Consider the following 11,764-nt stretch of genomic DNA (forward strand, 5'->3'; position numbering starts at 1 on the left):
CTAGCCCCCCGGTGGGCGCCCCACGCCCCACCGCCCGAGTTCGTGAGCTACGAGGAGTGGTCGTGCCCAAGTCCAGCGAGGCGTTCGTCGACAGCAAGGCGAAGGTCTTCTCCGTGAGGTTCCTGGTGGCCCTGCTCCTCATCGCGGCCGGCATCGGTTGGATCGTCTACTACTACGTGGGCGTGCGCCCCGACCCGGCGGTGTTCCCCGCCGAGGAGGGCTCGCCCAAGGCGATCGCGGACCTCGGCCTGTGGAACTACGCCATCGGCTTCGGTGCCCTCCTCCTCGGCCTGGCGATCTCGGCCCACCCGTCGACCCCCCTCGGCCGCGGTCGCGGCGTCGTGGTCGGGATGCTGGGCTGCTTCCTCATCGGCCTGCTGTGGATCTGCACCTTCTACGTCTTCTCCGACGACCTCTCCTCGCTGCCGGTCTTCAACGACCTCGGCCAGTGGAACCTCGCCGTCGGCATCGCGTTCATGGCGGTCGGCTTCACGTTCGCGACCCGCTGGGAGTGACCTCCTCCTGACGTCGTGCCAGCGGCGCCGACTCCCCATGCGGGGGTCGGCGCCGCTCTCATTTTCCCCAGTCTGGGGAGAAGGTGTGCATAACTACACACGTGTAGTTCTCCACAGGTGATTCCACACCTGTGGATGGGGCGGGTGCCCGAATCCCGGCGGCTGTGATTCATACACGCGGCCGTCGCGGCGCCCGTGCGGCGTCATGAGGACCATCGCGGGCGACGCGCGGACGGCGTACAGGACTGGGGAACCAGACGGGCCCAGCAGCTCCCGGGCAGGCCGATCTCGTTCCCCGGCGAGCACACGGCGTACGCCGCGGGGTGGTGTGTCGTACGCCGCGGCGTGGCGTCTCAGGCGAGCGCGAGGATGCGGCCGGCCGCGAGCGCGACGAGCGCGACGGTCATCGCCGCCAGCCCGCTCCACTGCACGAGGCCGCGACGCTGCCGGGGGGCGTAAACCAGCAGGACCGCGATCAGGGCACCGCCGACGAGGCCGCCGAGGTGGCCCTGCCAGGAGATGCCGGGGACGGCGAAGGTGATGACGAGGTTGAGCACGAGCAGCCCGCCGAGGCTGCGCAGGTCGCCGCCGACCTTGTGCGCCACGACCCCGAGCGCACCGAAGAGGCCGTAGATCGCGCCGGAGGCACCCAGGGTCAGCCCGATCTCGGGGGAGAGCCAGAGCACGGTGACGGAGCCGGCGAGGCCCGAGACCAGGTAGAGCGCGAGGAAGCGGGCGCGTCCCAGCACGGCCTCCAGCTGCGGGCCCAAGACGTAGAGGGCGAGCATGTTGCCCGCGATGTGCCAGATCTCGACGTGCGCGAACTGGCTGCTCACCAGCTGCCACCAGGCGCCGTCCGCCACCCCGGTCAGGAAGCGCCCGCCGACGGCGTCGCACGTCGTACGGGTCATGTCGTAGAGGTAGCCGTCCCCCGGGGCGCACGCGCCGTTGGCGCGCAGGCCGAGCCGGTCGACCAGGGCGCTGCCCGAGCCGCCGGTCACCAGGATCGCCAGCCACACCGCGACGTTGATGCCCACGAGCACCATCGACGTGAGGGCCGGGTTGCTCGAGCGGGCGCCGCCGTACGGCGCCTGGATGCTGCGCGTCGTCCGCGCCGCCTCGGCGACGCAGGAGGGGCACTGGAAGCCGACCGCCGCGTCCCGCATGCAGTCGGGGCAGATCGGCCGCTCGCAGCGCTGGCAGCGGATCCACGTCTCACGGCCGGCGTGCCGGTAGCAGGTCGGGACGCCGGCCGTGGGACTGCCGGAGGTCGGCTGGGTCATGCGGTGGAGTGCCTCAGCGCTCGATGGTGACCGACTCGATGGTGACCGGGTCGACCGGACGGTCCATCGCGCCGGTGCGGGTCGTGCCGATCGCGTCGACGACGTCGCGCGAGGCCTGGTCGGCGACCTCGCCGAAGATGGTGTGCTTGCGGTTGAGCCACGGGGTGGCGCCCAGGGTGATGAAGAACTGGGAACCGTTGGTGCCCGGGCCGGCATTGGCCATCGCGAGCAGGTAGGGCTTGTCGAAGACGAGCTCGGGGTGGATCTCGTCCTTGAACGTGTAGCCCGGACCGCCGGTGCCGGTGCCCTGCGGGCAGCCGCCCTGGATCATGAAGCCCTCGATGACCCGGTGGAAGCCGAGGCCGTCGTAGAACGGGCCGCTCCTGCCGTCACCGGTCGTGTAGTCCTTGGTGCCCTCGGCGAGGCCCACGAAGTTGTCGACCGTCTCCGGCGCGTGGTTGGGGAACAGGGTGATGACGATGTCGCCCTTGCTGGTCTTCAGGGTGGCCTTGGTGTCCGCCATGGTCTGCCTCTCGCGTGTCAGGAGTGCGTGCGACGCCGGGGGCGCCGCGCACGTGTCGCCGTCGATCCTGCCACGTGGGCCCGCACGGTCGGCGTTCACCCGGACGGGGCTGTCGGTGGCTTCGCGCGGCATGGTGAGATGGGTGCACTACTCACAAGGAGGCCACGCATGCGCATCCGCAGGCAGAAGTCGATCATGGATCGGGCCCACGACTACGTGGAGTCCGTCGCCGACACCGTCATCCCCCAGCTCGAGGCGGCGCTGGAGACTGCGCGCGCCACGGCGGGACCTGCTCTCGCCGACGCGCGGGACAAGGCAGCCCCGCTGGTGTCCGACGCCCGCGACCGCGCCGTACCCCTCCTCCAGGACACCCGGGACCGTGCGGTCCCGCTCATCCAGGACGCCCGGGACCGCGCCGTGCCCCTGATCCAGGACGCCCGCGACCGGGCCGTCCCGGTGCTGGCCGAGGGCCGCGCGCTGGCGTCGGAGAAGGTCGCGGTCGGTGCCGCCCTGGCCGCCGAGAAGGCCGCCGAGGGCCGCGACCTGGCAGCCGCCAAGGTGTCGGAGCTGCGCCAGGAGCCGGAGCCGCAGCGCAGCAAGCTCAAGACGTTCCTGCTCATCGGCGGCCTGCTGGCCGTCGCGGGCGCCGTCGCGAGCAAGCTGCGCAAGTCGCAGACCAAGGACAACTGGCAGTCGAGCTACACGCCGGCCCCGCCGACCAGCACCGCACCGTCGGCTGCCTCGACGTCGCCGCTGCCCACGAGCGGTGCGGCCGGTGACCCGCTGACCGACCCGATCAAGACGCCGCTCGACCCGTCCACCCCCACGGCGGTCGACGCCGCGGAGGCCTCGGACGCGCTCACCGACCCGACCCACCGCACCGAGGTGGACGACATCGGTGGCGGCGACCCGGGCGAGGCGCTCAGCGACCGCGTCGAGGAGCCCCACGACGTGACCACGCCGGACAACCCGGCCGAGGTCGTCGACGTCGACGAGGTCCCCGACAACAAGCGCTGATCCCAGCGCGAGCACGACCACCCGCGAGCCCCGGACCTGATGGTCCGAGGCTCGCGGCGTCCTCGGGCTGGGTAGTCCCCGACGAAGGGACCCCCGGACGGGCGTGATCGGGGTCCGATCGTCACGGACTACGCCGGCACCGCGCTCGGGCTCGCCAGGAGCCGGCCCGGATCAGGCGACCGTGCGGTTGTCCTCCACCCACGCGTCGATCCGCTCCCACCAGCCGAAGAGCCACTCGATGCGTGCCTCGCGGCCCGCCGGGATCTCGGAGCGGGGGACCTCCCACCAGCGCATCACCAGGGTCTTGTCCATCGGCAGCTCGCGCCACAGGTCCCCGACGGTCAGCAGGTGGTCGAGGCCGGTGTGCGCCACCATCACCACGTCGGCCTCGGGCGCCGCGTCCAGGGCGGCGAGGAAGCCACCGGGGCGCGGGGCGAGCACGTTGGTCATCCGCTCGGCCCGGGCGGCCATCTGGTGCAGGCCGAGCTTGCGCAGCCGCGCGATCGCGCGATCGCGCCGGGCCGGGGTGAAGTTGCCGCCCTCGGGGAAGATCACGAACGCGTCGTTGGTGTCCAGGCCGCTGGCCAGTGCCGCGATCTGCGACTCGAGGTCCTCCCCGGCGCCGGGGTTGGGCGAGATGAAGCTGGCCGGGATCCGCCGCAGGAGGACGTCGATGGCCGGGTCCCACGCCAGGGTGTCCTTGAGGACGACGCGCGGCTCGCGGCCGTACCAGTGCAGCAGGGCGTACATCAGCGTGAACGAGTCGCCCGGTCCCGCGTGGCGGCAGCAGACCAGGATCGGGCGCTCGGGGTGCCGGGCGGGGGCCGGCCCGTCGGTGCGGATCCGCAGCGCGAGCACGCGGCGCGCCTCGCGGAAGAAGCCGACCAGGGTGAACTGCACCAGGTCGTAGTGGATGCCGGCGAAGTACGGCGAGCGGATCCGCCACCCGAAGCCCGACGCCAGCCACAGGCCCAGCAGCACGACGAGCAGCAGCGACTCGGCACTCAGGTAGAGGACCACCACCCAGAACAGCCGCAACGCACGCCAGCGCCCCGGGAGCACCGGAGAGATCGCGGCCGCGCCGATGATCCACAGCGGCAGCGTCACCCACAGCAGCACGGTCAGCCCGACCAGCGCAGGAGCCAGCACGAGCCGGCGCAGGACCCAGATCACGACGACGTCCCCGGCACCCTGGTCACGGCGCCATCCTGCCGCTCAGGAGACGTCCGGGTCGAGGTGCGCGTCGAGGTAGGCGAGCGAGGCGTCGTACGACGCGTCGATGCGGCGCTGGACGGAGGAGAAGTCGCGGAAGGCCAGCATCGAGTCGTCCTTGGGCGAGGTGCCGGCGGCGGGCAGGACGTGCGCCTCGACGCCCTCGGGGATCTCGGCGAGCTCGCGCATGAACCGGTGCCGGCGCGCGACCTCGAAGCTGACCCGGGCCACCTCCCACGGCCGTTTGGGCACGGTGAGCGGGCGGTCGACCCGCCCGACCTGGAGGACGAAGACCCGGGTCGCGCCGAGGGAGACGGCCCGCCCGACCGGGATGGAGTTGACGATGCCGCCGTCGAGGAAGTGCTCGACCCCGAACTCGGTCTCGACCTCGGCGGGGGGCAGCAGTCCCGGCACGGCCGCGCTGGCCACGATCGCCGGCACCAGCGGGCCGTCGTGGAACCAGTGCTCCGCCGACCGCTCGATGCTGGCCGCGCACACCTGGAAGGAGACCTCGAGGTCGGCGAAGGTGGTGTCGCCGAACTCCTCGGCCAGGCGCTGGGTGAGCGGCTTCGCGGAGTAGATGTGCGTGCCCGTCGCCATCGCGCGCCGCACGGTGCGCAGGGGCCGGTCGTGGAACGGCGAGGCCCCGCGGTCGGCGTTGCCGGCGGCGGTCTGCGCCCACAGGTCGGTGAGCCGCTCGATGACCGGCAGCCGCGGCTCGCGGGCCACCATCGCGCCGTTGAGCGCGCCGACGCTGGTGCCCAGCACCAGGTCGGGGGTGATCCCGCGCTCGAAGAGCGCCCGGAGCATGCCGACCTCGACGGCGCCGAGGATGCCGCCGCCACCGAGGACGAAGGCGGTCGTCACCGGGGCCGTCGTCACGGGGCGCCCACGACCGGGCTCACACCGGCTCGGGCTGCAGCTCGGGGTGCTCGGCGATCGTCCGCTGCGTGGCGCGGTGCTCGGCCCAGAACGACACGACCGGGATGGTGCCGCACACCAGCGTCACCGCGAGGAACGGCAGCTCCCACCCCGCCTTGCGCCCGAGCATGAACGCCATGATGAGGAAGATCAGGTAGAGCCACCCGTGGGCGACGCCGAGGTACGCCGAGATCGCGGCGCCGAGGTCGTAGGCCGCGCCGCCCTTGGGCATCGCCTCGGGGAAGAGGAGGTAGCCGTAGTGGAGCGGCAGGCCGACGAGGCACAGCACGATGAGCAGCACACCGACGACGGTGGCCATGACCCGGTAACGGAGGAGAGCGGCCTTCACGTCGCCGAGTCTGTCACGCGCTCCACAGCGCGCTCGTCGCGGAGCCAGCGCCACCAGATGAAGGCCGCGAAGGCGCCGAAGAACCACCACTCCGCGGCGTACAGCAGGTTGCGCAGGGCGGTGAAGCGCCCGACCTCCGGGAGGGACTCGAGGCTCGCGGCCTCCAGCCCCGGACCGGGCTCCTGCGCGACCAGGTAGGCGCCGTACAGGTCGGCGTCGACCCGCTGGACGGCGTCGGCGATCCGCAGCTGGGGCACGACGTCGTCGTCCGGGTCGTCGTCGACCGCACCGGTGCCCTCGGGGGGCTGGAGCCACCCGGTGAGCTCGGCACCGCCCGACGGCACGTCCACCTCCGGGTCCGCGCTCCAGCCCCGCACCACCAGGACCGCCGTGTCGCCTCCTGATGACTCCAGGGCCAGCGGGGTCACCGCCCAGTAGCCGTCCTGCCCGTCCTGGGTGCGACCGGAGACGAGGAAGCTGCCCTCGCCCAACCAGGTGCCCGCCACGTCGACCGGCTGGCCCACCTGGTCGCCGGGGAACGGGTCGTCGGAGCCCATCACCTCGTCGAGGGCCACGGGCGCCAGCGTCGTGAGGTCGCGCGCCTCGGCGTCGCGGCGCGCCTGCCAGGCCTCGAGCTGCCACCAGCCCAGCCAGCCGGCGGTGCCGACGAGCACCAGGGCCAGGGCGGTGGCGCCGACGGTCCGGGGGGTGGATGACACGGCCAGAGTCTGTCACTCGGCCCCCAGCGGCCCGGCGCCCGCGTACCCTTCGCACGAGACGGAGAGGCGGACATGACTGACACCCAGCCGACGGCGGTCGACGGCAGCACCGGATCGATCACCACCCACGAGGCGGAGTGGTTCAGCCGCACCTTCACCCAGGTCGCCGACCACATGGGCCGCGCCGTCCTCGGCAAGGACCACGTCGTCCGACTGGCCCTGACCTGCCTGGTCTCCGAGGGCCACCTGCTCCTCGAGGACCTGCCCGGCACCGGCAAGACCATGCTGGCCCGGGCGCTGTCCAACACCATCGAGGGCAGCCACGCGCGCATCCAGTTCACCCCGGACCTGCTGCCCACCGACGTCACCGGTGTCACGGTCTACGACCAGCACAAGGGCACCTTCGACTTCCACCGCGGCCCGATCTTCCACGACATCGTGCTGGCCGACGAGATCAACCGCGCCTCCCCCAAGACGCAGTCGGCGCTGCTCGAGGTGATGGAGGAGGGCCACGTCACCGTCGACGGGATCACCCACGACGTGCCGAGGCCCTTCATGGTCATCGCCACCCAGAACCCCATCGAGCAGGCCGGCACCTACCGGCTGCCCGAGGCCCAGCTCGACCGGTTCCTCATGAAGACGTCCGTCGGCTACCCCGACGCCGACGCCACCGAGGAGCTGCTGCTGGGCTCCGCGGTCCGCGACCGCGCCTCGCTGGTCGCCCCCGTCGTCTCCCTCGAGGTCGTCTCCGAGCTCACCCGCGTCGCCGGCGAGGTGTACGTCGACCGCGCGATCGTGCGCTACGTCCGCCAGCTCGCCGAGGCCAGCCGCGACCTCCAGCACGTCAAGATGGGCCTGTCCGCGCGCGGCTGCCTCGCCTTCGTGCGGGTGGCCAAGACGTGGGCCGCGGCCGACGGCCGCACGACCGTGGTGCCCGGCGACATCACCGCGCTCGCCACTCCGGTGCTGTGCCACCGGCTGCTGCTCGACCCGCAGGCACAGTTCAACGGCGTCTCGGTCCACGACGTCATCGAGCGGCTGCTCGAGTCCGTTGAGCCCCCGACCTACCGCGGCTGAGCGTGCCGGACGTGCTGTCGCGCGCGCTCGCGGTGCTGCGGGTCCCCACGGCGACGGGGCGCGGCGTGCTGCTCCTCGGCCTCGCGGCGTACGCCGGGTCGCTCCTGTGGGGCCTCGTCGAGCTCCGCCTGGTCGCGGTGATGTGCCTCGGCGTCCTGGTCGCCGCCGTGCCGTGGCTGCTGGTGCCGACGCGGGTCGACGCCGACCTGCGGCTCCGGCCGCCGCGCACCAGCGCGGGCGAGAGCACCGAGGCGTCCCTCACCGCCACCAACCGCGGGGTCCTGCCGCTGTGGCAGCCCCTGCTGCGGCTGCCCGTCGGGGACCGCGACGCCTGGGTACGGATGCCGTCCCTCGACCGCGGCGCCACCGAGCGTGCCGAGGTCCTCGTCGACGACCTGACCCGGGGCGTCCTCCAGGTCGGGCCGGCCACCGCGATCCGGGCCGACCCGCTCGGGCTGCTGCACCGCCCGGTGCGGTGGGGCCGCGCGCGCGAGCTGTTCGTGCGACCGACCATGGTGGTCGTCCCGAGCCTGGGCAGCGGCCACGTGCGCGACCTCGAGGGCACCCCCAGCGACCGGATCTCCATGAGCGACCTGGCCTTCCACGCGCTGCGGGAGTACGTCCCCGGCGACGACCTGCGCCACGTCCACTGGCGCTCCTCGGCCCGCGCCGGGGAGCTGCTCGTCCGGCAGTACCACGACACTCGCCGCAACCACGCCACCGTCGTCGTCGACGCCGACCCCGCGGCGTACCCGACGGGCGAGGGCTTCGAGCTCGCCGCCTCGGTCGCGGCGTCGCTGCTCATGTGCGCGGCCCGCGAGGAGTATGAGGTCAGCCTGGCCTGCGGCAGCATCCAGCTGGCCGCGCTGCCGGCCCCCACCGTGCTCGACGGCACCTGCCGCATCGACCCCGAGCCGGGCACCGGCACGCCGAGCGAGCAGGTGGTCGCCGCGCTCGCGCTCGCCCCGGAGACCAGCGTGCTGCTGCTCGTGACCGGCGCGGGGACCGACCTCGAGGCCCTCGGCCGGGCGACCACGACCCTGCCCGCCGAGACCCGCGTCGTCGTGCTGCGCGCGGCTCCCGGCGAGCCGGCCGGCGTGGTCCACCAGCACGGGCACGACGTCGTCACCGTGGGTCGGCTCGCCGAGCTGCCCGGCCTGATGGCGGCCACCTCATGAGCACCCGCACGCGTCCGCTCCCGCCGTACGCCGCCGTCGACGTCCTGGCCGTCGTGGTGCTGACGGCGATCGCCCTGGCCGGCTTCGCCGACACCTTCGCCGGGGTGCGGTGGGTCGTCGTCGCCGCGGCCGGGGTGGCGATCGGCCTGGCCTGGACCCTGCTGCTGACCGGCCTGCGGCTCGGCCGCGGCGTGGTCATCCCGCTGGTGCCGGTGCCCTACCTGCTCACCGCCGGGGTCGTCGCGCTCGGCTCCTCGGGGCTGTTCCTCGGTGTCCCCGACATCGAGACGATCAACGACGTAGCGATCGGCACGGTCGAGTCCTGGCGGATCCTCGTCGAGACCGCCCCGCGCGTGGACAGCCGGGGCGCGGTGCTGCTGATCCCCTACGCCCTGGCGCTGCTGCCGGCCGCGATCTCGTCGGCGATCGCGCTGCGCAGCCGGCGGGCCGCGCTGCCGCTGGTCCCGCTCGTCGCCGCGCTGGTCCTGGCCCTGGTCCTGGGCATGACCGACCCCTTCTCCACGCTGCTGCAGGGCGTCGGCTTCGGCGCCGTGGCGCTGGCCTGGACGGCCCACCGCGGGCTGCGGGTCGAGGCCGGCCCGGCGGGCGACCCGTCCCTCGGCGGCGTCTCCGGGCGCCGCCTGCTCGTCGGCCTGGCCGTGCTCGGGCTCGTCGCCGTGGCGTCGTACGCCGTCGTCGACCTGCCGGAGGGCGAGCGCCGCGCCGTGCTGCGCGAGGCAGTCACGCCGTACGACTCGGCCTACCTCGAGACGCCGCTGTCGGCCTTCCGCCGCTTCCGCGACCAGGGGCCCGGCGTCTACACCAACCTGGCCGAGCGCAAGCTGTTCCGGGTGCGCGGCGCCGGCCCGGGGACGCGGGTGCGCGTCGCGGTGCTCGACCGGTACGACGGCACCCGCTGGTACGCCGACGACGACACCAGCCCCGACGACTTCACCGACCGCTTCCTGCGCGTCCCGTCGCGCCTCGACAACCCGGGGCGCGGCGAGGAGGAGCTCTACACCTTCTTCGTGCGCAGCACCTGGGACCTCCCGTGGGTGCCGACGATCGGCGCCGTCCAGTCCTTCGAGTTCTACGACGACTACGCCAGCGACCGGCTGCCCGACCTGCGCTACAACCGGGCGACCGACACCGCGGTGCTGCCCGGCGGCCTGCACGTCAAGGAGGACTACGTCCTCACCGCCGTCCCCACGCCCGACCGGCTCACGGTGCGGATGAAGCCCTTCCGCCGCCCCGACACCACGCTCCAGGACGCCGCCGCCTTCCTCGACGTGCCGGCCCGCGCCTGGTCGCTGGGGGCGCGGACGCCGATGGGCGAGGTGTTCCGGATCGCCGACCGGTTGCGTGAGCGCGGCCGCTACTCCAACGGCGCCTTCGGGTGGGAGACGCGCTTCGAGCCCGGGCAGGACGAGGACCGCCTGGACGAGGGCTTCGTCAACGCGCCGATGATGGTCGGCAACGACGAGCAGTACGCCGCCACCATGGCGCTGCTGGCCAACCGCGTCGGCGTCCCGGCGCGGGTGGCGGTCGGCGCCGTGCTCGGCCGCAACGGGGTCATCAAGGGCAAGCACCTCGACGCCTGGGTGGAGATCCGCGTCGCCAACGGCTCGTGGCGGGTGCTGCCGACCCGGGCGTTCATGGGGCGGCGACCGCCCAAGCGCAACTCCGCGCCGCTGCCGGAGGTCCGGCTGCCCTCGAGCCAGCGGCCCACCGACCGTCCCCAGCAGCAGGAGCCGGAGGTCCGCGAGGAGCCGGAGACGCCAGAGTCGCAGGACGAGGTCGCCGACGAGCCGCTGCCCCGGTGGCCGCTGCTGCTGCTGGTGCCTCTCGCGCTGGGCGTGGTCCCGCTGCTCAAGGTGCTGCGCCGCCGGCGCCGCCGGGCGGCCTCGCCGCCGTCCCTGGCCTACCTCGGCGGCTGGGACGAGCTCGTCGACACGGCCGGGGACCTCGGCGTACCCGTCCCGCGCGGCACCCGGACCGCCCAGGCCGTCGCCCTCGGCGTACCGCCCGGGCTCGCGCGCGACGCGGACGTCGCGACCTTCTCGCCCGGCGAGCCGGACACCGCAGCCGCCTTCTGGGCGCTCGTGGACGAGAGCCGCTCGGGGCTGCGGTCCTCCGCTTCCCCCGTACGCCGCATGCTCGCGCCGCTCGACCCGCGCTCGCTGCTGCGCCGCCGCTGATTCGCGAGGCGATCCCTCAGGCGAACCACTGCCACAGCCAGCGGCGCATCGTCAGGATCTCCGCGCGCTGGCTGGCGCTGATCGACCGGGCCAGGTCCGCCACCTCGTCGTGCTCCGCGAGCCCGCGGACCACGAGCTGCTGCGACATCATCACCGCGGCCATGTGGTGCCCGATCATGTCCTCGAGGAACACCAGGTCCAGCCGGTCGCCCGACAGCCCGCTGAGGTCGCGCATCATCGGCCGGTAGGCGGTATGGCCCGAGCGGTCGGGGTACCACTCCTGGAGCCAGGCCCGCATCTGCTCGACCTGCGCCGTCTGGTCCGCCACGATCGAGCGGCCCAGCTCCCGCATCTCGGGCCGGTCGGAGCGGCTCAGCTCCCCGGCCGCCTCGATCGCCTCCTCGTGGTGGGCGATCATCCGGACGAGGAACCCGTGCTCGCTGCGTACGACGACGTGCATGCCGGCGCCCATCATGGCGCCGAGCCCGGGGCCCTGCATCATCGTCCCGCGGCCGAGGCCCGGCCCGCCGGGACCGCCGGTGCCCCGCCCTTGGACGTTGCTGGACATCATCCCGGGCCTGTTGTCGTCGTCGTTCGTGAGGGCGACGGCCAGACCCGCCGTTGCGACGACCGCCACGACGCTGGCACACACGGCCACCACCACCGAGCGCCTCATCGCCGACCTCCTCGCAGGGTCCTCCTGCTACCGAGGATGCGCCAGGGCGGCCGTCAGGGGGAGAGGCGGGCGCCCCGCGGGCCGGTGACGGAGGTC

Annotated in this window: 12 protein-coding genes; 5 read left to right on the forward strand and 7 right to left on the reverse strand. The window is 73.5% G+C overall.

The window, feature by feature from the left end; genetic code table 11:
* The first annotated feature begins 62 nt into the window (after positions 1 to 62).
* Positions 63 to 515, forward strand: a complete 453-nt coding sequence (locus tag ASG94_RS09725; RefSeq protein WP_156411494.1) for a cell division protein CrgA — start codon at positions 63 to 65, stop codon at positions 513 to 515.
* 353 nt (positions 516 to 868) lie between these two features.
* On the opposite strand, the gene ASG94_RS09730 is transcribed toward ASG94_RS09725, so the two are convergent.
* Both ASG94_RS09730 and ASG94_RS09735 read right to left on the reverse strand, forming a co-directional pair.
* The gene (locus ASG94_RS09730; RefSeq protein WP_056926045.1) at positions 869 to 1,798 is read right to left on the reverse strand and encodes a rhomboid family intramembrane serine protease; all 930 of its coding nucleotides are present in this window, start codon (positions 1,796 to 1,798) and stop codon (positions 869 to 871) included.
* A gap of 13 nt (positions 1,799 to 1,811) precedes the next feature.
* Positions 1,812 to 2,321, reverse strand: coding sequence for a peptidylprolyl isomerase (locus ASG94_RS09735; RefSeq protein ID WP_056926417.1), 510 nt, complete (start codon positions 2,319 to 2,321; stop codon positions 1,812 to 1,814).
* Between the two features lie 168 nt (positions 2,322 to 2,489).
* Here ASG94_RS09735 and ASG94_RS09740 point away from each other — a divergent pair, with 168 nt between their 5' ends.
* The gene (locus tag ASG94_RS09740) at positions 2,490 to 3,338 is read left to right on the forward strand and encodes a hypothetical protein (protein ID WP_056926046.1); all 849 of its coding nucleotides are present in this window, start codon (positions 2,490 to 2,492) and stop codon (positions 3,336 to 3,338) included.
* Positions 3,339 to 3,509: 171 nt separating this feature from the next.
* Here ASG94_RS09740 and ASG94_RS09745 read toward each other — a convergent pair whose 3' ends face one another.
* The 4 genes from ASG94_RS09745 to ASG94_RS09760 are packed head-to-tail and all read right to left on the reverse strand — an operon-like array spanning position 3,510 to position 6,539.
* Positions 3,510 to 4,511, reverse strand: a complete 1,002-nt coding sequence (locus tag ASG94_RS09745; RefSeq protein WP_056926047.1) for a lysophospholipid acyltransferase family protein — start codon at positions 4,509 to 4,511, stop codon at positions 3,510 to 3,512.
* Between the two features lie 42 nt (positions 4,512 to 4,553).
* On the reverse strand, positions 4,554 to 5,417 hold the full coding sequence (locus ASG94_RS09750; RefSeq protein ID WP_200958041.1) for a patatin-like phospholipase family protein: 864 nt from the start codon (positions 5,415 to 5,417) through the stop codon (positions 4,554 to 4,556).
* 34 nt (positions 5,418 to 5,451) lie between these two features.
* On the reverse strand, positions 5,452 to 5,820 hold the full coding sequence (locus tag ASG94_RS09755) for a DUF3817 domain-containing protein (RefSeq protein WP_056926049.1): 369 nt from the start codon (positions 5,818 to 5,820) through the stop codon (positions 5,452 to 5,454).
* Complete coding sequence (locus tag ASG94_RS09760) at positions 5,817 to 6,539, reverse strand: SURF1 family protein (RefSeq protein ID WP_056926050.1); 723 nt, start codon at positions 6,537 to 6,539, stop codon at positions 5,817 to 5,819. The genes ASG94_RS09755 and ASG94_RS09760 overlap by 4 nt, the downstream gene beginning before the upstream one ends.
* 72 nt (positions 6,540 to 6,611) lie before the next feature.
* Here ASG94_RS09760 and ASG94_RS09765 point away from each other — a divergent pair, with 72 nt between their 5' ends.
* From ASG94_RS09765 to ASG94_RS09775, 3 genes are read left to right on the forward strand one after another with little or no spacing between them, the layout of a single operon-like run.
* Positions 6,612 to 7,616: an AAA family ATPase gene (locus ASG94_RS09765; protein ID WP_056926051.1), complete on the forward strand. Its 1,005-nt coding sequence runs from the start codon at positions 6,612 to 6,614 to the stop codon at positions 7,614 to 7,616.
* Positions 7,617 to 7,627: 11 nt separating this feature from the next.
* Positions 7,628 to 8,794 (forward strand): DUF58 domain-containing protein, encoded by a 1,167-nt coding sequence (locus ASG94_RS09770; RefSeq protein ID WP_156411495.1) that lies wholly within the window; start codon positions 7,628 to 7,630, stop codon positions 8,792 to 8,794.
* Complete coding sequence (locus ASG94_RS09775) at positions 8,791 to 10,992, forward strand: transglutaminase-like domain-containing protein (protein ID WP_056926053.1); 2,202 nt, start codon at positions 8,791 to 8,793, stop codon at positions 10,990 to 10,992. Before ASG94_RS09770 ends, ASG94_RS09775 begins: the two co-directional genes overlap by 4 nt.
* Positions 10,993 to 11,008: 16 nt before the next feature.
* Here the strand turns inward: ASG94_RS09775 and ASG94_RS09780 are convergent, their stop codons facing one another.
* Positions 11,009 to 11,668, reverse strand: a complete 660-nt coding sequence (locus ASG94_RS09780) for a DUF305 domain-containing protein (RefSeq protein ID WP_056926054.1) — start codon at positions 11,666 to 11,668, stop codon at positions 11,009 to 11,011.
* Positions 11,669 to 11,764 lie beyond the last annotated feature (96 nt).

It is taken from the genome of Nocardioides sp. Soil805, assembly GCF_001429625.1.
Lineage (GTDB): Bacteria > Actinomycetota > Actinomycetes > Propionibacteriales > Nocardioidaceae > Nocardioides.